The organism is Micrococcus sp. FDAARGOS_333 (genome assembly GCF_002206575.2).
In the GTDB taxonomy this organism is placed as follows: Bacteria; Actinomycetota; Actinomycetes; order Actinomycetales; family Micrococcaceae; genus Micrococcus; species Micrococcus lylae.
This window is the reverse complement of sequence record NZ_NJFJ02000001.1, coordinates 2,752,982-2,773,952: the sequence shown is the minus strand read 5'-3', so window position 1 is coordinate 2,773,952 and position 20,971 is coordinate 2,752,982. Positions and strand designations below refer to the sequence as shown.

The window sequence follows — 20,971 nt, the reverse complement described above, 5'->3', positions numbered from 1 at the left end:
TCTTCTGGTTCTGCTCGGTCACGTCAGCGGCCTCAGACCTTCTCGATCAGGGTGGCGGTGCCCTGGCCGACGCCCACGCACATGGTGGCCAGGCCCTTGTCCACGCCCTCGCGCTCCATGCGGTTCAGCAGGGTCACGATGATGCGGGAGCCGGAGGAGCCCAGCGGGTGGCCGAGGGCGATCGCGCCGCCGTCGTTGTTGACGATCGACTCGTCCAGGCCGAGGCCGCGCACGCAGCCCAGGGACTGCGAGGCGAAGGCCTCGTTCAGCTCGACTGCGCCGATGTCGTCGATGGACCAGCCGGAGCGCTCCAGGGCCTTCTTCGTGGCCGGCACCGGGCCGAGGCCCATGATGTGCGGGGCCAGGCCGGCGGCGGTGGAGTCCACCACGCGGGCCCGCGGCGTCAGGCCGTACTTCTCCGCGGCGCGCTCGGAGACCACGAGGATCGCGGAGGCGCCGTCGTTGAGCGAGGAGGAGTTGCCGGCGGTCACGACGCCGTTCTCCTTGATGATCGGGCGCAGCTTCGACAGGACCTCCATGGAGGTGCCCGCGCGCGGACCCTCGTCCGTGTCCACCACGGTCTCGGCGCCCTTGCGGCCCTTCACGGTGACCGGGACGATCTCGTCCTTGAAGCGGCCGGCCTCGATCGCGGCGATCGCCCGCTCGTGGGAGCAGACCGCGAAGGCGTCCGCGTCCTCGCGGGAGATGCCCTCGGTCTCGGCGACCTCCTCCGCGGTCTGCGGCATGGAGAAGATGAACTTGTCACCGAACTCGCCCGAGGCGAAGCGCGGGTTCACGAAGCGCCAGCCGATGGAGGTGTCGAACTGGTCACCCGGCTTGGCGAACGCGGTGGTCGGCTTGGCCTGCACCCACGGGGCGCGGGACATGGACTCGGTGCCGCCGGCCACGACCACGTCCGCCATGCCGGAGCGCACCATGGCGGTGGCCATGGCGATCGCCGACATGCCCGAGGCGCAGAGGCGGTTCACGGTGATGCCCGGGACGGTGTCCGGGAAGCCGGCCAGCAGCCACGCCATGCGGGCCACGTTGCGGTTCTCCTCGCCGGCGCCGTTGGCGTTGCCGAAGATGACATCGTCCACGTCCGCCGGGTCGATGCCCGCGTCCTCGACGACGGCCTTGATGGTCAGCGCCGCCAGGTCGTCCGGGCGGACGGAGGACAGGACGCCGCCATAGCGGCCGACCGGGGTGCGGCGGCCGCCGACGAGCAGGGCCTGGGACAAAGTGGCGAGAGTGGTCATGCGTGGGTCTCCTTGGCAGAGGGGGCGGGCGCGGTCCCGGTGCGCGGCACAGCACCCGGTGAATCTGGAATTACCGACCGGGCGTTCAGGTTCATATCCAGTATCCGCGGGGCATGTGAGGGCGGTCAACATGTGTCCGGGCAGAGAGAAGCCGCAGCGGGTCGGGAGGGCCCTCCGAGCCCACGTGTGGGCGGGTGGGCGGACGCAGGTGAGTGGCCGTCGGAGGGGAGCGGACAGACGAAGGTGGGCGGCCGTCGTCGGGAAGCGGCCGTCGTCGGGAGCGGCGGGATCGACGGTTCGTCACGGGATCGAGGAGATTCTCCGCGATCTGGTGACTTTTCGTCGATTATGCGGTCGGGCTCCGCAGGCCCGCCTCAGCCGAGCCCGAGCCGCCGCCTCCGCGACAGCGCCAGCCCCGCACACATCGCCACGGCCAGCTCCACCCCCATGATCATCAGCATCGCCCCGTCCGCAGCCAGTGCATTCCCGACGACGTCCCCTCGCCCTGCGTGGTCATGCCCGCCTCCCCCAAGGCCCACCCCGGGCAGGCCGGCGGTCATGACCGCGTGTGCCAGGACCATCAGCACGGCCATGGCCTGCAGCTGCTGGAGGGCCCGGCATCCGGAGGTCCCGCGCAGCACATGCACGCCGCAGACGGTGCAGGCGAGCACCATCGCGCCGATCGCGGCGCCCAGCAGCAGTCCGTGCGCGTGCGCCACGAGCATCCAGACGTGCAACGGCAGGGCCGCCAGGGCCAGTGCCCCGGCGGCCCTGTCCCACAGGCTCAGGCGCTGCAGCATCCCTCGTCGCCGTCCTTCGCCGTGTCGACGCCACCGCCGGCGTCGGTGGAGCAGTGGCCCTTCCTGGGGGCGGGCACATCCAGCACAGGGGAGCGGTCGAAGAAGCCCTCGGGGCGGAGCTTGAAGCCGGTGACGTCCACGGGCATGATCGGCCAGTCCTCCACGCGCGGGAAGTGCGTGAGGCCGAAGGAGTGCCAGACCACCAGGTCTTCCCCGTCCACGCTGCGGTCCGCGGCGGTCCACTCCGGCAGGCCGGCACCGCCGGCGTGCTGGTTCGGGAAGTCGCCGGTGGGGTAGCGCTCGTCCTCGTGGTACTGGGAGACCCACAGCGCCTTGGATGCGAAGGTCGCGCGCTTGTGGATGGAGGAGCCCTCGGCGGCCAGCAGGGTGGGCAGGCCCTCCGGGTGCAGCTTGTAGCCCACCGGGCGTCCGAGCCGGTTGGTGGACTCGGTGGACTCCACGATCCAGGTGCGGCCCACGGACTGGTCGGTCTCGCGGATGGCCTGTTGCTCGGTCGCCAGCACGGTGTGCTTGCGGGTGAAGGCGTTGCCGCGCGGGTTCTCCTCGGAGATCGGCAGGCGGACGCCGTCCTCCTCCACCACGCGGCAGGCGCCGCCGTCGAGGGCGAAGTCCAGGCGGGCGCCGAACAGGTGCTGGTGGAAGGGGGCGCCGAGGCCCGGGGCCATCTCGGAGGCGTAGTCCGTGGGCCCGTCCGGGACCGCCGAGGTGAAGACCACGCCGGTGGCCTTGGCCTCGAACTCGATGTTGCCGTCCAGGTAGAGGTACCAGTAGAACCCGTAGTCGTAGTTGCCCACCGTGGTGAAGAAGGAGATCACCAGGCGGCGGTTGCGGCGCGTGTAGGCCACCCCGGACCACAGGTCCGTGTGCTTGGACAGGATGGACCAGTCCTCCTCGTGCATGCAGATGCCGTTCTTGATCTGACGTGGCTCGCCGGCGTTGTTGACCACCCAGGGGGACAGGTAGGTGATGTCGCCGAGGCAGTCGCAGCCCAGCTCCAACGAGTTGGCCCACTGGCCCACCAGGTACTCGCCGGTGTCGAAGTAGTTCTGCCATGACCGCACCGGGGAGGGGTCGCCGTAGGGGACCACCATCTCGGCGATCGCGGCGCGGTCCAGGATGGTGCGGCGGCGGCCGGTGTGAGGGTCGTCGAACGCGATGTTCTGCAGCACCAGGCCCTCACGCATGTCGAAGCCGACGTCCAGGCTCCAGCGCTCCCACTCCACGTGGTTGCCGTCGGCCACGGTGAAGGACGGGCCCTCGGGCTGGGTGATCTCGATTGGCTTCTGGGAGGTGCGGACCTCGCCGACCATCTCCGGGTCCGTGTAGTTGCCGTGCTCGGCCGGCACCGGGACCGGGCCGAAGTCCAGGACCTGGGTGACCTTCTTCGCGGTGACGTCCACGTAGGCCACCAGCCCGTCGATGGGATGCGCCCAGGCCGAGTCCGTCTCATGCTGCTGGTGGAAGGCCAGCCCGCGGAGGATGCGGTGGCCCACCTCGTCGTCGTACTCGAACACGCCGGCGGACAGCGGGGCCACACGGACCTGGTCGATCGGGATGTCCCGCTTGGCGATCGCCTCGAGCCACTGCGGGTCCTCGGCGAGGATCGCCTCGACGACCTCGAATTCCTCCTCCATCACCGGGAACTCGCCGTCCACGGACGAGTCGAGCTCGCGGTTCGAGAGGACCTCGCCGCGGGCGGCGGAGACCACCGCGTCCCGCGGGGTGCCGCCGGTGGAGTCCAGGATGAACACGCGGAAACGGCGGTCGTGTGAGACCTCGGCGCGCTGTGCCCCGCGCGGTGGGTCCAGCAGGCCCAGGTAGGCGATGCGGTGGGTGTCCGTGAACAGGCCCTCCCGGCGGAGCACGGCCATCACGGCCTCGATCTCCTCGGGGGTCTGCTGCCTGAAGTCACCCGCGGTGGTGGCGGTCTCGGTGCTCATGTGCTCCTCGTCTCCCGGCCCAGTGCGGGCCGTCGGTGGTCGGGTTCTTCTCCGTATGGAGAGGCTAAGCTCGCCTGTGATCCGCGTCATAGGACTTGCGTGCAGTCCTGCCCGTCACGCAGGTGTCGGTGCGCGCACGATCAATCGCGACGGCGATACCGTCACCTCGTTCGTTTGTTCGTCTGACCCGCCCGACCCGCCCGACCGAAGGGAGCCTGCCGTGCCCCGCCTCATCGACCATGACGCCCGCCGCCGCGAGCTGGTGGAGACCACCTGGAAGGTCGTGGCGGATCGGGGTCTGTCCGGCGCCACCCTGCGGCAGATTGCAGAGGAGGCCGGCTACGCCAACGGCGCCCTGAAGCCGTACTTCCCCACAAAAAGTGCACTGATCGAGGCGACCTACACCCACGTCTTCGATCGCACTGAGGCCCGGATCGACGCCGCGCTCGCAGACGCCCGGGGGTTGGAGGCGATGCGGCGGCTGTGCCGAGAAGTGGTCCCGCGGGACGACGAGCTCATCCAGGAGGCCCGCCTCGTCCTGTCCTTCTGGGACCAGGCGGCGCGGCAGGAGGCGGAAGCCCTCGCGGCGGCTGCCGCGATGGCCGCCTGGCGAGACCGTCTGCACGGGATGCTGGCGGAGGCCGCCGCGGACGGGATGCTGCGCCCTGACATTCCGGCCGGCCCGGTGGTCGAGGCCCTGTTGGCCTGGCTGTTCGGTACCCAGGTCACAGCAGTGATGGACCCGGAGCGCCATGGACCGGAGTCGCTCGACGCCCAGCTCGAGGCTTTTCTCGCCCTGCTCTCTGCCTGACGACGACGGCCCCCGCCCCGCCTGGCAGTCCGCCCCGGTTCTCCGATGCGCCCCTGTCCACGGCGCCGGAGAAGCTCTACACTCGGAGAAATCGTGAACCCGGTCACACTCCGGCAGGCTCCGTGCCCTCCGTGCGGACCGTCACCGGAGCCTGCGACCGCCCTGGGGAAGAGGCACTGCATGCGGACCTGCGCCACTGCCATGGACTACGAGACCTGGCGAGGCATCATCTCGGATTCCTTCGTCCCACTGGAGGCCGAGTCCTCCCCCGGCCATGCTGGGGACGCCTTCCGAGGCCGCATCGAGCTCTCCAGCGTCGGCGGCATCGGCCTGTCCACGCTGTACGCCTCGCCGCACACCGTGCGCCGTACCGAACGCCTCACGGGCGCCGGCGGCGGGGGCCTGTTCAAGCTCTCCCTGCAGCTGTCCGGCCGCGGCCTGCTCGTCCAGGACGGCCGCGAGGTGGTTCTCGAGCCGGGCCGGCTGGCCCTCTACGACACCTCCCAGCCCTACGAGCTGACCTTCGACCGCGACTTCTCCTCGCACGTGATGATGTTCCCGCACGCTGCCCTCCGCATGGACCCGGCCCAGACGGGGCAGCTCACGGCCACCGCCCTCGACGCGGACCATCACCTCGGGGACGCGGTCGGCGACTTCCTCCGCCAGGCCGCCGGCGTCGTTCCGGAGCTCGGCCCCACGGTCGGCGCGCGCCTGGCACGCAACGTGGTGGACCTGGTCGGCACTCTGGTGACGGGCATTCTGGGCTGCAACACAGCGGAGGGTGCGGCGGCCGCCGTCGGGAATCGGATCCACGACGACGGCGCCTCCTCCGCCTGCCTGCTCACCCGGCGCGACGGGCGGGGGGAGCGGGACCGCCAGCGGGACCAGGTGGTCGCCTACATCGAGGCGCACCTGGCGGACCCGGACCTGGCACCGGCCACGATCGCCGCCGCCCACTTCATATCTGTGCGCAGCCTGCACCTGCTGTTCGAGGACACGGACACCACCGTCGCCGCGCTGATCCGCTCGCGCCGCCTCGAGCGCTGCCGCGAAGAACTCGCGGACCCGGCCTGCGCCACCCGGCCGGTGGCCGTAGTGGGCGCGCGCTGGGGGTTCACCGATCCGGCGCACTTCTCACGGGCCTTCCGGGCCCGCTTCGGCATGACGCCTGGGCAGTCCCGCCGCGCCGCGGCCTGAGCCGGACCGCTCTGCGCGCAGAGACAACCGCTCTTCCCGGACGGTCAATCCGTGCAGGGCGTGCACGGGCATCCTGGAGTGAGAAACATCACTTCACCTGCCCCACAGGAGGTGCCCATGAGCACCGCAGCAAGAACCACGCGCGAGGCACGTCCTGCCGGCTCCAGTGCCGGCGCCCACGTCGCCGCCGACGTCCCTGCGGACGAGCGCCTCGGCGCCCGCCGCCTCGGTGTCCCCTCCCTGGTCTTCATGATCATCGCCGCATCGGCACCGCTCACCGTGGTGGCTGGCGGCGTCCCCTCGAACTTCGCCGTCACCGGGCTGCTCGGCATTCCACTGTCCTTCGTGGTGCTCGGCGCCGTGCTGCTGCTCTTCGCGATCGGCTACGCGGCCATGTCCCGGCACGTGCACAACGCCGGCGCGTTCTTCGCGTACATCGCCAAGGGCCTGGGCAAGCCGACCGGCGTCGGTGCCTCGCTGGTGGCGCTGGTGGCCTACAACTGCATGCAGATCGGCATCGCCGGCATGTTCGGCTTCGTGCTGTCCTCCCTGCTGGACGGCATGTTCGGGCTGTCTGTGCCCTGGTGGGCGTGCGCTCTCGCCGCCTGGGTCCTGGTGGGCCTGCTCGGCGTGAACCGGATCGACTTCAGCGCCAAGGTCATCGGTGTGATCGTGCTGCTCGAGTTCGCCGTGGTGATCGTCTTCGACGTCATGGGCCTGCGTGCCGCCCCCGAGGGCATCACCCCGGAAGGCCTGCTTCCTGAGCAGCTCTTCACCGCCGGGGTCGGCGCCGCCCTCGTGTTCTCGATCGCCGCGTTCATGGGCTTCGAGTCCGGCGCGATCTACAACGAGGAGGTCAAGGATCCCAAGACCACCGCCGGCCGGGCCACGGTCATCGCCATCACCGTGATCGCTCTGTTCTACGCGTTCTCCGCCTGGGCCGTGGTGGTCTCCGAGGGGCCGAGCGGCGTGGTGCCCCGCGCCCAGGAGTTCGGCCCGGACCTCATGTTCGCGTTCTTCGCGGAGAACGCGCCGGCATGGTGGGTGGACCTGGCGAACATCCTGTTCCTCACCAGCCTCATCGCCGCGCTGCTGGCGTTCCACAACATCGTGGCCCGCTACTTCTTCTCCCTCGGCCGCGAGCGCATCCTCCCGCAGTTCCTGGCCCACACCTCTCGCCGCACCGGCGCGCCCGTGGCCGGCTCGCTGGCCCAGTCCGTGCTGTCCCTCGTGGTGATCGGACTGTTCGGGTTCGCCGGTGCCGGGTCTGACGACCCGTTGTACCCGGTGGTCACCCTCTTCACCTGGCTGACCAACATGGGCGCCTTCGGTCTGATCCTGCTGATGGCCATGACCTCCTTGGCCGTGATCGGGTTCCTCCGCGGCTACGCCCACGAGTACGGCGCCTGGACCCGAATCGTGGCCCCGGGCCTGGCCGGTCTCGGACTGATCGTCCTGTTCGCCCTCGTGGTGGTGAACTTCCCGGTGCTCATCGGTGCCGAGGGGCCGAGCGTCCTGAGCTGGCTGCTGCCACTGATCGTGGTGGCCCCCGGCGCCCTCGGCACCGCCTGGGCACTCTGGCTCAAGGCCAACCGACCACAGACCTACGCCGGTATCGCCACCGGAGGTGAACTGGCCTGAGGCGTCCGCCGACCGCCGCCCGCCGACCGCAGGGCGCGACGCCCGGACGGCGAGCGGCCGTCGTCGGGAAGTGGCGGGATCGACGGTTCGTCACAGGACCGAGGAGATTCTCTGCGACCTGGTGACTTTTCGTCGATTATGCGGGGCGCGCACCCCGCGGCGCACCCCGGGCGCGCACCCCGAGGCGCCCGCCCACCTCCGGGCGCCCCGTCCGTGACCCACCCCACACCGAACCTGCAAGACTGGACTCAGACCTCCTCCCGGCCCCGTGCCGGACCCACACCGAAAGGGACACACCATGACCGAGAACCCTGCCCTCAGCTGCGCCGACCTGCTCGCCGCCGTCTCCGCCACCGAAGGCCAGGGCGCCGAACTGAAGGACCCCGCCACCGGCGAGGTCGTCGGCTACGCGCCGCAGTCCACCCCCGCCGACCTGGACGAGGCCGTGGCCACGGCCCGTGCGGCGCAGAAGGACTGGGCCGTCCTCTCCCACGCCGAGCGCTCGGCACACCTGAACAAGGCCGCGGATGCCATCGAGGCCTCCGCCACCGGCCTGGCCGAGCTGCTCTCCCGTGAGCAGGGCAAGCCGGTGAAAAACGGTCCGAACGCCGCGTTCGAGGTCGGCGGCTGCGTGGCCTGGACCCGTGCCACCGCCGCGTTCCCGATCGAGCCGGAAACGCTCGTGGATGACGAGTCCGGCACCGCCGAGCTGCGCTGGGAGCCGATCGGCGTGGTCGGCGGCATCGGCCCGTGGAACTGGCCGATGATGATCTCGATCTGGCAGATCGCCCCGGCCCTGCGCATGGGCAACACTGTGGTGCTCAAGCCGTCGGAGTACACCCCGCTGTCCGTGCTGGCGCTGGCGCACGTGATGAACCAGGTGCTGCCGGACGGCGTGCTGCAGGTCCTCGCCGGCGACGGTGAGCTCGGCAAGGCCTTCACCGCGTACGAGGGCATCGACAAGATCACCTTCACCGGCTCGATCGAGACCGGCAAGGCGATCATGCGCTCGGCCGCGGAGGACCTGAAGCGCATCACCCTCGAGCTCGGCGGCAACGACGCCGGGATCGTCCTGGACGACGCGGACCCGAAGGCGATCGCCGAGGACCTGTTCTGGGGTGCGTTCATCAACACCGGCCAGACCTGCGCCGCCCTGAAGCGCCTCTACGTGCCGGACTCCCTGTACGACGCCGTCTGCGAGGAGCTCACCGCCCTGGCCCAGGCGATGCCGATGGGCAACGGGCTTCAGGAGCAGAACGTGCTCGGCCCGCTGCAGAACCGGGCCCAGTACGAGATCGTGGCGAAGCTGGTGCAGGCGGCGAAGGACTCGGGCGCCCGTGTGCTCGTCGGCGGCGATCCGGACGAGTCCGCGCCCGGCCACTTCTACCCGACGACCCTCGTGGCGGACATCAGCAACGACAACCCGCTGGTGGCCGAGGAGCAGTTCGGCCCGGCGCTGCCGATCATCCGCTACTCGGACCTGGAGCAGGCCATCGAGTGGGCCAACGGCCTGGACGTGGGCCTCGGCTCCTCCGTCTGGTCCTCGGACGTGGAGCGCGCCAAGGAGGTCGCCGCCCGCCTGCAGGCCGGCACTACGTGGATCAACAAGCACGGCGCGATCGACCCGCGCGTGCCCTTCGGCGGCGTGAAGCAGTCCGGCTTCGGCCTGGAGTTCGGCGTGGAGGGGCTGAAGCACATGGCCGTCCCGAAGGTGATCTCCGCCTGAGGCAGGTCTGCGGGGGATTCCCCCGCTGAGGCGAGGGCCCGGGGTGCGTCCGTTGCGGACGCCCTCCGGGCTCTTTCGTGTGATCGGCGGGGGCCGGGCCCGTCCCGCTCCTTCCCGACGACGGACGCTCGCCTCGGTCTGTCTTCCCGGCGAGGCCTGTCCGCAGGGGGTATGCGGCCGATGGTGGTTGTCGTGATTCACCCACACCTGCAGGGCCCGTCATCGAGGAGTCGCTCGCCTACGCGCGCGGCTGACGCAACGTCCCGGGGCGGGGAAGCGGACGCGAGAGGGAGCTGCGGATTTTTCGTTTTCGCGGGTAGTCTTGTTCCATGACTGCGACGGTGAATGACAAGCACACGGTGCTGCCGCCGACGGACCTCGAGGAGATGCTCGACGTCGGCAGGTTCCTCGACGGCCTGACGCAGCCGGCCGCCCTGGTCGGCCCTGACGGCCAGAAGGTTCCCCTGCCGCCAGAGGCTTTCAACGTCCTGCGGGACGTCGTCGAGGCGATGCGGGTGGGCAAGGCCATCACGGTGGCACCCGTCGACCAGCTGCTCACGACACAGGAGGCGGCGAACTTCCTCGGCATCAGTCGTCCCACGCTGGTGAGGCTGCTCGAGGAGGGCGCGTTGCCGTACGAGAGGACGACCGGTGGTCGGCACCGACGCATCCGGCTCCAAGACGTCGTGTCCTATCAGCAGCGGAAGCGCGGGGAGCGGCGTGCCTCGCTGAGCGACCTCGTAGGGGAGGCCTCGTCTGCGGGGCTCTATGACCAGGATGCGGAGTCCTACCGCGAGGCGTTGCGTCAGGCTCGCGCCGACCTCCGGGGTGAGCGCGGGTAGTGGCTCGCTTCAGCGCGGTGCTCGACGCGTGCGTCCTCGTGCCCATCGCCCAAGCGGACACCTTGCTGCATCTGGCCGAGGCGGGCCTCTATCGGCCGGTATGGAGTGGGCGGATCCTCGACGAGACGGTGCGCGCACTGGAAGCGATGCATCCAGACATGCGTGCGTCGGGGGCGGCGCGTCACCGTGCGGAGGTCATGGACGCCGCCTTCGACGACGCGCGGGTCGAGGGGTGGGAGCAGCTCGTGCCCGGGATTGATCTTCCGGACCCCGATGATCGGCATGTGGTCGCCGCCGCGATCCAGGGGCGTGCTGACCTGATCGTCACGGCGAATCTGAAGGATTTCCCGCGTGAGGTCGTTGAGTCCTTCGACATCGAGGTGCAGAGTCCGGACGAGTTTTTCATGAACCAGCTCGACCTGGACCCGGCTCGAGTGATGACGGCTCTCGCAGCCCAAGCGGGCGCGACACGGAATCCTCCGTTGACCGTCAGTGACGTCCTGGAGCGGCTGGTGCGGTGCGGTGCACCCCTGTTCGCGGAGGCCGCACGAGCCCAGCTCTGGCGGGTCGACGTTGAGCGACCTTGATTCAACCCGACGCCAGAGCCGCCGTCGTCGACTCACCCCCACACGCCGGAGCCGGCGATGAGCCGGACCGCGAGCGCCGCCATGACCACCGCGATCATCACGTCCACCACGCGCCACGCCTTCGGGTCGGCGAGCACCCGGGCCAGCAGGCGCGCGCCGTAGCCGAGCGCGGTGAACCACAGGCCGGAGGCGGCGACGGCGCCGGCGGCGAAGACCCACCGCGCGTCGGGACCGTGCTGGTTGGCGAGGCTGCCCAGCAGCACCACGGTGTCCAGGTAGACGTGCGGGTTGAGCCAGGTCAGCGCGAGCGTGGTGGCGACGACCGAACCCGCGGTGCGCGGCGCCTGTTCGGCCACGAGCCCCTGCGGGCGCAGCGCGGCACGCAGGGAGGAGACCGCGAACCAGAGCAGGTACAGGGCGCCGCCCCAACGCAGCACCTCGAGCAGCCACGGCTCGGCCTGCACGAGCGCGCCCACCCCGGCGGTCCCGGCCAGGATCAGCACGGCGTCCGAGGCCATGCACACCAGCACGACGGCGCCCACATGCTCCCGGCGCACGCCCTGGCGGAGCACGAAGGCGTTCTGGGCGCCGATGGCGACGATGAGGGCGAGTCCGGTGAGCAGGCCGGTGCCGGCGAGGGTCCACATGGGTGAGGACGCTAGGGCTCGTTCGAGGCGGCCGCGTACGAGCTCGGCGTCAGCGCTTCCGCGGTCAGCCAGCGCATCCGCGCCCTGGAGCGGGAGGTGGGCCAGGTGCTGCTCCGGCGCGGCACACCCTGCGAGCCGACCGAGGCCGGCGTCGGCCTGGTGCGCGTGGCCCGGCACATGCGGGTGCTCGAACAGGAGGCGTGGGCCGGGCTGGGCCGCACGGCGGCCGGGCGCAGCGTCACCTCCCTGGCCGTGCCCGCCGACGTGCTGGGCACATGGTTCGGGCCCGTCCTGGCGGAGGCCGCCGACTGGGATAACACGGTCCTCGACCTGCACGTCGAGGACCAGGACCACAGCGCCCGGCTGCTGCGCCGCGGCGAGGTGCTGGCCGCCGTCACCACGGAGCCGCAGCCGGTCCAGGGGTGCGCGGCGGAGCCGCTGGGGAGCATGCGCTACGTCCCGCTCGCCTCGCCCGCCCTGCTCGCGCGGCACGCGGCGGGCGACGTCGTCGACCTCGGCGCGATGCCCATGATGCGCTACAACGCGAAGGACGACCTGCAGCGCCTCGCGCTGAGCGGCGCCGGGCTGGACGTCGCCCCGCCCACGCACCTGGCGCCGTCGTTCGACGGGTTCCACCGGTCCGTCCGGGCCGGCCTGGGGTGGGGGATGCTCGTGGACGCCCAGGCCGTCGAGGACGTGCGCGCCGGCCGGCTGGTCCGCGTGCCCGGGCTCGACGACGTCCTCGTGCCCCTGTACTGGCAGGCGGCCACATTGCCCGTGACGCGCCTGGTGCGGCTCACGCGAGCGGTGCGGGAGGCGGCCCAGCGGACGCTCGAGCGGAGGTGAGGCGGCGCCGCGGGTCGCGGACCGTCAGCGGGCAGGGGGAGTTCGATGATGTCAGGCATGCGGTGACTGCATTCTGAAGAAAGGGGTGGGCGCAGAGGCACCCGCCGAGCCGTGCTCGAGCCGTGCTCGAGCCGTGCGGCGGGCGGACAGGGCCGGAGGTGGCGCACACGGCGCATGGCGGGGGGCGTCGTCATGAACGACCGTTTGTGCGGTTTCGCTCGCCAGGGGCCGGGCGCGAAGGGGTCAGGCTGGGTGGCGGGCGATAACGGTGAAGGTGTGCCAGTGCTTGATGCCGTCGAACGCATGCCCTTCTTCGTTGCGCTCGGTCAGTTCGATCACCTCCAAAGTGTCGAGGAGTTCGTCCACCTCTTTCCGGGTGAGGTAGGTGCCCAGGTCCGAGGCCCAGGTGTCATCGGAGCCGAAGAGATCGACCGCCAGGATCCCGTCTGGAAGCAGGGCGTGCTTGACGCGCTCCCACACCGAGGTGAAGCGTGCGCGAGGGACGAATGGCAGAGAGGCGTTGGCCAGGATCAGATCGGCGTGGGGGAGGGGATCCCACTCCTCGATGAGGCCCGTCCGGTGTTCGAGGATGCCGAGCGTGGTGAGTTCATTCATGTGCTTTTCGACGCTTGGGTCGATGTCGATGGTGTGGACGTTCAGGCCCTCCTGGAGAAGGCGTCGGGTTTCGATGCCGGCGCCGCTTCCCAGCTCGACAGCGCGCAGACCTGCGAGGTTCTGGTGGGTGGCCCGCAGTGTTGTGAGTGCGCGGTCGGTGAGAGGGCGCACGGCCGAGGTGCCTGCCCGCGCGGCATTGTAGGAGGCCCAATCGCTGGAACTTGTGGGGGTGGCTGGCATGGTGTGAGTATCTCGGTCTGGGCACGTAGGGGGAAGAGGAGGCGACGAGCGATGGTGCGTCGCGGCTTCCCCATGGCGAGGGTTGTGGCGAGGATCAGGTTTGCCGCAAACGACGGTTCGCGGCGCCCACGGGGAGCGCTCGCTGACTGTCGAGACGCCGTGAAGATCGCACGCGAATCGCGCAGGACGGTTCCTTGGACGGCTTGGGGCGGAGAGCGCCGGACGCCTCAGCTCCGGTTGGACTCGATCCATCCGTGGCGGCGTACGCCGGCGTCCTGCCGTGTGCCACAGTCGAGCACGGTGAATCCTGCCGCGATCAACAGGCGGGAGAGCTCATCGACCGGCCAATACCACGCCGTGGTGACGGCGTGGTCGAAGGCCTCCACCTGGTCTGACGCGAAGAAGCCCAGCAGCAGTGACCCGCCCGGGCGCAGCGCCTGGTGCGCGCGCTCCAGGAGGAGAGGCATCTCCACCGGTGGCGTGTGGATGATCGAGTACCAGCCCAGGATCCCGTTGAAGGCGGCTGCGTGCAGGGTCTGGAACGAACCCGGCTCCACGCGCACCTCCGGGTGGGCTCGGCGCGCATGGGTGACGAACTCCTCGACCGGCTCGATGCCCGTCACCTCATGGCCCAGCGAGGCCAGGTGCGCGGTCCAGTGGGCCGGCCCGCAGCCGACGTCGGCCAGAACCCCATCCACCCGGTCGGCCCAGGCTTCGACCAGCAGCCTGTCGTCCTCGGTCACGGCGTCCATGGTGCCGAGCTGCTTGGTGTACTCGGCCGCGCGGGCGCCATAGGCGGCCCGGCTGGTGAGAAGTCCTTCCCGGGCGGCGTCGTCGAGGACGGAAGGGCGAAGACGGAGAGGCATGGATCGAGGGTAACGACCGTGATCCCGTGCGCCGGTCAAGTGAGGGGCAGGAGAAGCCGGTATCAGCCCTTCAGGTCCTGATCAGCGTATGAATCGGCTTGGCGCGTTTCTGAAACCTTCGTTGCATCTCGACACCCGCGCACCATCGCTCGGGAACGCACCCCGGCCGCCCCCGTCGCGGTTCCGCCGGCGCCCCAGCGCACCTGTCAACTATGTATTGACGCTTCCCCAGGACGGCCATAACCTCGGTCACATGGCTCTCACGCTCATTGCCACCGTCGTCTCCTTCATCCTGATCCTCGTCACTCACGGCCTCAGCTCCGACGCCGACCTGGGGCCGGCACTGCTGACCGGTGCCCTCGCCGGCCTCGCTTACACCGTGGGTGCCTGGTGCGCTCCCCTCATGCGGGCCCGCGGCGGCGCCCTCGCAGGCTCGCTGTTCAGCCGCTGGCAGCCCGCCTGGGACCGTTCGAAGGCACTGCAGGTCCTGGCCGGGGCCGTCGTCGCGGCCGCGCTGATCATCCTCGGCGGCACGACCGCCGTGATCCTCGGCATCATGGCGGCCGTCGGCGTCGGCGCTTTCCTTCCGGCGTCCGCCGATGCGGCAGACTCGGAGGATGCCCCGCGATCCCGGTGAGGAACTGACCGCCGCGCTGGCCGCCCAGGCGGCGGCCGAGCGGCGGCTGCATCACGCCGTCCACCGTGCCCGCGAGGCTGGGTGGACGTGGGAGGAGATCGCCCAGACCCTCGGGGTCAGCCGGCAGGCGGCGCACCGTCGCTTCCAGACTGCCGCAGTTGCGGGTGCGGCACCGACCACCGGGGCGGCACGGCAGGGGAGCTGGCTGGAAACGGCGTTCCAGAGCGCCGACCGTGCGGTCCGAGCCTGGTTCTCCGGAGACCTCACTGCGGTGCACGCCCTGATGACCAGCACGGCTCGCGCCGCCCTGCCGCAGACCGTGCTGCGGCAGACCTTGCAGGAGGTCCAGGACCTGGCCGGTCGCTGCGCACCCCCGGCGGACCTGACCGTGCATGAGCTGAACGGTGCCCCGCTGCCGGCGGACCCGGGTGCTGCCGGGAGCCGGCGCGCCGTGGTGGTGCGGGGCGTGGCGGAGGGGGAGCAGGCGGATCCGGTCGTCCACGTGCTGCTCGGCCCGCGCGGGCGCGTCTCCGGGGTGAGCATCCGGCTCAGCGACTCCCTGGAGGTGTGGCCGCTCTGACGTCCCGCAGCCGCTGGGCCCGCAGCCACAGGCCGCGGACGGCCGCCCGCCTCACCTCGCCTCAGGCCCCCGCGGCGCTCGCCACACCGCACTGAGCAGACTGCGCCCACGCCGCCGACTGTCCCCACCCTGATGACCGAGTACATCTAGGCTGGAGAGCAGGCTCCGGCGAGCGCCCGGGGCGGAGGGGAAGCGATGGCATCCATGCGCAGGGGCCTGTGGGGCACCGTCACCGCGCTGCTGGCGGCCGGCACGGTGGCCGTGGGCCTGACCGGCATCGGCACGATGGCGGCCGAGCCGGGGGAGCCGGTGCGCCTGCAGCTGGAGGAACCGCTGCCGTACGGCATCACCAAGGAGCGGGTGGAAGCTCTCACCGAGCAGGACCCGATCCGCTCCTGGGAGCCGATCACCGTGCGGGTGACGGACGAATGGATCGCCCGGCCGCTCGAGGAGGATGCCGACTACCCGGCGGACGTGCAGCTCTCCACGCAGCTGGAGCGGATGCCCGTGGACATGACCGTCCCGGGCTACGATCCCTCGACGCTCCCGGCGGAGCGGCACAACGGCGTGGTCGTGGACCCGGAGGTCTTCCCCGACGAGGACGAGGACACCGGTTCCCCCAGGGACCGCCCCTCGATCCAGCTGCTCCAGGCGTTCGAGCGGAACCGGGACATGGGGCACTCCGCCGCCTCCGTGGTGGCCATGGCCCGCACCGCCGGCGAACTCTCCTACTCCGGCCTGCCGCGTGAACCGCTGCTGTGGATCGGCCTCACCGGCGCCATGGGCGCCCTGACCCTCGGAGCCGGCCTGCTCTGGGCCCGCGCCGTCCGCGCGGTCTCCGAGCTGCGCCGCCGCTTCCGCCTGGCCCGGGCACGCGTCGCCCGCGTGGTCCTGGACCTGGAGGCGCTCGAAGTCTCCGTGCTCGCCCTCCCGGAGGACCGCCGTCCGTCCGGCTCCGCCCAGGAATGGAACCACTTCTCCGGCCGGGCCCTCTTCCTCCTCCAGCGCGAGGAGGAACTCGAGTCCGGGCTGCGCCGTCCGACGCCGCGGACCGTCTCGGCTGTGGACCGGTACGCCGACGCCGCGGACCGCCTTGCCGAGGACGCAGCCGCCCTTGCCGGCACGGCCGAGGTCCGCGGTGGCTTCGCCGGAGCCGGGGACGTGCTGGACCGCGTCGCCTCAGCCCTGGTGGCGCCGGCGGAGCGGACGCTGGCCCGTCTCGGGCAGGCACCACGCCAGGATCGCCCGGGACAGCCGGGACACCAGCGTGTGGACGCGGCCGCGGCCGACCTGCGGGACGCCGTGGACCGTCTTCTCTCGCTGCTCGAGGAGGTCCGCGGCACCCCCGGAGAGGACACGTCCTCCTGGGTGGGCCGGTGGATCTCCGCCGAGGCCCGCATCGGCCAGTGCGCGCTCGAGCTCACCCGCGCCCTGGACGCCGGGCCGGACGCCGAGGGGCGCAACGAGCTGCGCCGTGCCCTGCTCCCGGACCGCGGCGTGGCCGGCACGGCCCGTGTGCGCGAGGGCATCGGGCTGCCGCCGACCCCGGCGGAGGCGTCGCTGCTGCGCGTGCAGGAGGTCCTGCTGCTGGCCCGGGCCGCCGCGGGGGAGCCGCTGCACGCGCTGGTGGCGGAGGCCGGGACGGCCCGTGGGGACCAGGTCTCGCCGTCCGTCTCGGCGCAGACCCGACCCACGGCTGCGGCTGTCCCGGGGGCGGTGCCCGGCTCGGCCGGGATCCCCAAGGCCGGCCGCTTCCGCTTCCGCAAAGGCACCCGCATGGCCGGTGCCCTCGCCGCCGTCCTCCTGGCCGGCGCGGCGGCGGCGCCCCTGGCGGCCCAGGCCACCGCCGAGCCGGACTGGTACCTGGAGGGGGACCAGGAGGTCGGTGAGGTCTCCGTGGACGGGGCTGAGCTGCTCCCGGCCTCGGACGTGGAGCTCACGGCCGAGGAGATCCGCCGCCGCGTGGACCCGGAGTTGACGGAGTCCTTCGACGTGACGGTGGCCGTGCGCCGGGCAGAGGACTACCTGGACCGGTCACCGGAGGACACCGCCTCCGAGTACAGCCGCCGCGTCACTCTGGACAGCGCGCTGGAGGGCAGTGAGAAGCTCATCGGAGAGTTCCCGGAGCTCGCGGACGAGGCCACCGGGGAGCTGGAGCCGAACGCCGTGATCATCCCGCTGATGGTGTGGCAGGGCGGCCGCGGGGGCGTGATGCCCGCGCTCACCGGCCACGTCTACGAGGGCACCGAGTCCTGGCTCGGCGGCTACAGCTTCGAGCGCACCTCCGCCCCGCTGTGGGACGCGGACGACCCCGGTCTGATGGCGAGCGCTGTGGCCCATGAGATCGAGGACGTCGCCCGCGGTATCCAGTCCAACCGCACCTATGAGGCGGACCTGGAGTTCCTGCCGCTCTGGGCCGTGCTCACCGCCTCCGGCTCGGTCATGTTCCTCGCCCTCGGCGGCATCCTCGAGGCCCTTGCCGGCACGGCCCTGGGCCTGCGCGGCCACGGGCGCACGGGCCGTGCCCTGAGGGCGGCCCGTGGCGGCCTCGAGCAGCTCATGCTCGGCCGGGACGAACGTGAGCTGTCCGCCGTGGCGATCCTCGGAGCCGGTCCGGCCGGCTCCGCCCAGGAGGCCGGGCAGCGGCTCTACGAGTCCGCGCTCGTCACCGCCTGGCGGGAGGCCGAGGCCCTCGGCTCGTTGCCGCTCGGCGCCCAGCGGCGGCCGGACACCGTGCGCCGGGCCGAGGCGCTGCGCGACCGTGTGGAAGACCTGGCACGCCAGGACGAGGACGTGCACCGCCGGGCAGAGAGGTTCCTGCGTGACTCACGTTGAGCGAGACCCCCGACCGCACGACCGACCGGACCGGCCGCTGGCCGCGCGGCTGCTCGGGGACTGGAGCGTCAGGCCGGCGCGCTGGGCCGGGGCCACGGCCCTCGCCGCGGCGGCGACCGTGGGCCTCGGCGCCGCCGGGGTCGCCGCGGTCACCGCGGAGCCGGAGCACCGGGTCCAGTTCCGGATCCCGGAGGGGCTGCCCCACGGCATCACCCAGGAGCGGGTGGAGGCCGCGGCCGAGCGGCTCGACGTGCGCGCCTGGTCCCCGCTGACGGTGGCGGTGACGGACGAGCACCTGCTGCCGCCCGCGGACTACGGCCGGAGCGGCCCGGAGGCGGACGTGCTGATCTCGACGCAGCTGAGCCGCTCCGTGGGGGACGTGCAGGATCGCCGCCGGGAGGTGGGCGTCACCGTGGACCCGGCGGCCTTCCCGGACGGGGGAGACCTCCCCCGCGGGCACGCCCCCTTCGGCAGGGAGCCGAGCCCGGCGGAGGTGCTGAGCATCGCCTACGAGACGAACCGGGACGCCGGCAACGGGCCGAGCGCCGTGGCGGTGACCGCCCGGACGGCCGCCGCGCTCGCGGACCCCGGTGCCGAGCCCGACCTCGGGACCTGGGTGGGCCGCGTGGCCGTCCCCGGGGTCCTGACGGTGCTCGGCGGCGTGATGACGGCCCGGGCGCTGCGTGCCCGTGCCGAGCTCCGCCGGATGCACCGGACGGCACGGACGGACATGTCCCACGTGGTCCTCGAGCTCGAGGCGCTGGAGGTCTCGGCGCTGTCCGTGCCGGAGGAGCACCGGACGCAGCGGATGCGCGCCCAGTGGGACGAGGTCCGCGCCGGCGCCGTCGCCCTGGCCCGGCGGGAGGGCCTGATCGCCGAGGAGACGGCACGGCCCGGCGCCGACACGGAGGAGCGGGTGCGGGCCTACGCCCGAGACGCCGCGCGGGTGCGGGCGGAGGCCGAGGCGCTGGAGGCGGCGTCCCTGGTCCAGGGGGCCGTGGCCGGCGGCGGAGAGGTCCTGGACGAGGTCGCGGCCGCCCTCGTGGAGCCGGCCCGCCGGGCCGTCGCCGCCGTGCGGGGCGCCCAGGGGCGTCCGCCCGAGACGCTCGAGGCCGCCGCTGACCTCCAGGACGCCGTAGACGACCTCCTGGCGCGGCTGCAGGCCTTCCGGCAGGAACCGGAGGCCCTCGACGCCCAGGCGTGGACGGCCGCCGAGCAGCGGATCGGGGCCTGCGCCGACGCGCTCACCGCGGCCGCGGCGAACGCGGACGAAGGCCGCGTGGGATCGGTCGCGGTGCCCTACCTGCAGGCGGTCGAGCGTGCCGCGTCGGTCCGCGGCCTGCTCGACGGCTGGCCGGGCCTGCCCGCACCGGCGCAGCCTGCGGACCTGCGCGCGACTCGCGAGGGGCTGGGCCTCGATGCCCTGCCCGCCGGCGGCGCCCTCGACGCCGTGGACCGCGCGGTGGCGGCGGCTCGGGTCTCGGCCGGCGAACACCCCGAGGACGTCCTGGCGTCGGTCGCCCGGGACCGCGGCGTGGATTCCGCCGACCCCACCGCCCCGGCACACCCCACCAGCCTCGCCAGCCCCGCCGCCCCCACCGTCGGCGAGCAGGCCCCGTCCACGTCCGTCTCCACGTCCGCCTCACCGTCGGCCTCCGGCACCGGCCGCGGCGGCCCGCTCGCCTGGGCGTTCACCGAGGACCGGCACGGTCGCTTCCGGCTGACCGCACCCGCGCGCGTCGGCGGGGTCCTCCTCGCGCTCCTGGTCTCCTTCGGGCTCGGCACCGCGGCCGCGGACCAGCTCGAGCGGGACCCCGCCGGGCTCCTGCCCGGACGGCAGGACCCCGGCGACGTCTCCGTCCACGGGCTCCCCCTGGACGGTCACTCCGAGCTGGAGCTGGACCGGGACCACGTCTCCCGGCTGGCCGGGGCCGAGCTGGCGGAGGGGCTGGACGTCGTCGTGGCGGTCCGGGACGCCGAGACCGTCCTGCGGCGGGACCCGGAGCGCCAGGCCACGGACGAGGCCGTCCCCGTGACGCAGGAGAGCGTCCTGCAGCTGCTGGAGGACATCAAGGCGGACCTGTCGGAGGACGTGGTGGACCCGGCCACCGGCGACGTCCTCCCGGGCGTCGCGGTGGTGCCGGTGGTCGTCTACCCGGACGGCCGCGGCGGCGCGCTGGAGCCGATGACCGGACCGGTGGCCACGGGGACGACTCCGCAGACCGACCCCGCCGCCGACGCCGCGGACAGCACGTCCGTGCCGCTGCGGGACCTGACCGACCCGGCGCAGTTCGCCACCGTGGTCGGCGCCGAGGTGCGCGCCGCCGGCACGCAGACCCACGCACGGGCGGAGGACGCCGTCGACCCGGCCGAGGCATCGACCACCCGCACGGTCGTGACCGTGGCTGGCACCGTGCTGCTCGTCGGCCTCGGGGCGATCACGGAGACCCTCGCGGGGGTCTCCGCCGGCCGCCGCGGCCGGGGCCGCACCGCCGACTCGCTGCGCCGCAGCCGCAGCACCCTGGAACGACTGCTGCTCGAGGAGGACCGGAGCGCGCTGGACGCCGTCGCCGTCCTCGGGACCGGGCCTGCCGGCAGCCCGGAGGAGGCGGCCCACCGCCTCTACTCCTCGGCGCTGCTGGCGGCCTGGGACGAGCTCGAGGAGCTTGAGGGGCAGCCGTGGTCCTCCCGCCTGGCGGACCGGCTCCTGGACCGCGCCGAGTCCCTCGAGCAGCGGGTGCAGGAGCTCGCCCGCCAGGATGGGGACGTCCGCCGTCGCGCTGAGCGCTTCCTGGCCGAGTCCCGCTGAACGGAGGACAACGACGACGGTCCCCTCACCTGCGAAAGGTGAGGGGACCGCCGTCGTGACGTCACCGGGCGG

16 protein-coding genes and 1 pseudogene are annotated in these 20,971 nt (G+C 72.3%); 11 read left to right on the top strand and 6 right to left on the bottom strand.

Annotation, left to right across the window (positions count from 1 at the left end; genetic code table 11):
- Window positions 1–32: 32 nt before the first annotated feature.
- The 3 genes from CEQ11_RS12340 to CEQ11_RS12330 all read right to left on the bottom strand — a co-directional run bounded on the left by CEQ11_RS12340 (window position 33) and on the right by CEQ11_RS12330 (window position 4,020).
- Window positions 33–1,259, bottom strand: coding sequence for a thiolase family protein (locus CEQ11_RS12340; RefSeq protein WP_088478778.1), 1,227 nt, complete (start codon window positions 1,257–1,259; stop codon window positions 33–35).
- 374 nt (window positions 1,260–1,633) lie between these two features.
- Window positions 1,634–2,059, bottom strand: a complete 426-nt coding sequence (locus CEQ11_RS12335; RefSeq protein ID WP_087133950.1) for a hypothetical protein — start codon at window positions 2,057–2,059, stop codon at window positions 1,634–1,636.
- The gene (locus tag CEQ11_RS12330; RefSeq protein ID WP_102957535.1) at window positions 2,044–4,020 is read right to left on the bottom strand and encodes a primary-amine oxidase; all 1,977 of its coding nucleotides are present in this window, start codon (window positions 4,018–4,020) and stop codon (window positions 2,044–2,046) included. Before CEQ11_RS12330 ends, CEQ11_RS12335 begins: the two co-directional genes overlap by 16 nt.
- Window positions 4,021–4,240: 220 nt before the next feature.
- Here CEQ11_RS12330 and CEQ11_RS12325 point away from each other — a divergent pair, with 220 nt between their 5' ends.
- From CEQ11_RS12325 to CEQ11_RS12300, 6 genes are all read left to right on the top strand, one after another.
- The gene (locus CEQ11_RS12325) at window positions 4,241–4,831 is read left to right on the top strand and encodes a TetR/AcrR family transcriptional regulator (RefSeq protein WP_088478776.1); all 591 of its coding nucleotides are present in this window, start codon (window positions 4,241–4,243) and stop codon (window positions 4,829–4,831) included.
- 180 nt (window positions 4,832–5,011) lie between these two features.
- On the top strand, window positions 5,012–6,028 hold the full coding sequence (locus CEQ11_RS12320; RefSeq protein ID WP_088478775.1) for a helix-turn-helix domain-containing protein: 1,017 nt from the start codon (window positions 5,012–5,014) through the stop codon (window positions 6,026–6,028).
- Between the two features lie 117 nt (window positions 6,029–6,145).
- Window positions 6,146–7,669 carry an APC family permease gene (locus CEQ11_RS12315; RefSeq protein WP_088478774.1) on the top strand — a complete coding sequence of 508 codons (1,524 nt, stop codon included), beginning with the start codon at window positions 6,146–6,148 and terminating at the stop codon, window positions 7,667–7,669.
- A gap of 298 nt (window positions 7,670–7,967) precedes the next feature.
- Window positions 7,968–9,395, top strand: coding sequence for an aldehyde dehydrogenase family protein (locus CEQ11_RS12310; RefSeq protein WP_088478773.1), 1,428 nt, complete (start codon window positions 7,968–7,970; stop codon window positions 9,393–9,395).
- A gap of 329 nt (window positions 9,396–9,724) precedes the next feature.
- Window positions 9,725–10,237, top strand: coding sequence for a helix-turn-helix domain-containing protein (locus tag CEQ11_RS12305; RefSeq protein WP_087133945.1), 513 nt, complete (start codon window positions 9,725–9,727; stop codon window positions 10,235–10,237).
- The gene (locus CEQ11_RS12300) at window positions 10,237–10,824 is read left to right on the top strand and encodes a PIN domain-containing protein (RefSeq protein ID WP_088478772.1); all 588 of its coding nucleotides are present in this window, start codon (window positions 10,237–10,239) and stop codon (window positions 10,822–10,824) included. The genes CEQ11_RS12305 and CEQ11_RS12300 overlap by 1 nt, the downstream gene beginning before the upstream one ends.
- A 32-nt stretch (window positions 10,825–10,856) precedes the next feature.
- Here the strand turns inward: CEQ11_RS12300 and lysE are convergent, their stop codons facing one another.
- Window positions 10,857–11,471, bottom strand: coding sequence for an L-lysine exporter (lysE, locus tag CEQ11_RS12295; RefSeq protein ID WP_087133943.1), 615 nt, complete (start codon window positions 11,469–11,471; stop codon window positions 10,857–10,859).
- A 15-nt stretch (window positions 11,472–11,486) separates the two neighbouring features.
- On the opposite strand from lysE, the pseudogene CEQ11_RS12290 reads away from it, so the two are divergent.
- Window positions 11,487–12,317: pseudogene (locus CEQ11_RS12290) on the top strand (ArgP/LysG family DNA-binding transcriptional regulator); the annotation flags it as partial.
- 243 nt (window positions 12,318–12,560) lie between these two features.
- On the opposite strand, the gene CEQ11_RS12285 reads toward CEQ11_RS12290, so the two are convergent.
- Window positions 12,561–13,172, bottom strand: a complete 612-nt coding sequence (locus CEQ11_RS12285; protein ID WP_088478771.1) for a trans-aconitate 2-methyltransferase — start codon at window positions 13,170–13,172, stop codon at window positions 12,561–12,563.
- Window positions 13,173–13,399: 227 nt separating this feature from the next.
- Entirely contained in the window at window positions 13,400–14,038 is a 639-nt protein-coding gene (locus tag CEQ11_RS12280; protein WP_088478770.1) for a bifunctional 2-polyprenyl-6-hydroxyphenol methylase/3-demethylubiquinol 3-O-methyltransferase UbiG, read from the bottom strand.
- Between the two features lie 253 nt (window positions 14,039–14,291).
- Here CEQ11_RS12280 and CEQ11_RS12275 point away from each other — a divergent pair, with 253 nt between their 5' ends.
- The 4 genes from CEQ11_RS12275 to CEQ11_RS12260 all read left to right on the top strand — a co-directional run bounded on the left by CEQ11_RS12275 (window position 14,292) and on the right by CEQ11_RS12260 (window position 20,899).
- Window positions 14,292–14,675: a hypothetical protein gene (locus tag CEQ11_RS12275; RefSeq protein ID WP_088478769.1), complete on the top strand. Its 384-nt coding sequence runs from the start codon at window positions 14,292–14,294 to the stop codon at window positions 14,673–14,675.
- Window positions 14,656–15,255, top strand: coding sequence for a helix-turn-helix domain-containing protein (locus CEQ11_RS12270; RefSeq protein ID WP_088478768.1), 600 nt, complete (start codon window positions 14,656–14,658; stop codon window positions 15,253–15,255). The genes CEQ11_RS12275 and CEQ11_RS12270 overlap by 20 nt, the downstream gene beginning before the upstream one ends.
- Before the next feature lie 195 nt (window positions 15,256–15,450).
- Window positions 15,451–18,090 carry a hypothetical protein gene (locus CEQ11_RS12265; RefSeq protein WP_088478767.1) on the top strand — a complete coding sequence of 880 codons (2,640 nt, stop codon included), beginning with the start codon at window positions 15,451–15,453 and terminating at the stop codon, window positions 18,088–18,090.
- Window positions 18,077–20,899, top strand: coding sequence for a hypothetical protein (locus tag CEQ11_RS12260; protein ID WP_067190967.1), 2,823 nt, complete (start codon window positions 18,077–18,079; stop codon window positions 20,897–20,899). Before CEQ11_RS12265 ends, CEQ11_RS12260 begins: the two co-directional genes overlap by 14 nt.
- The last annotated feature ends 72 nt before the right edge of the window (window positions 20,900–20,971 follow it).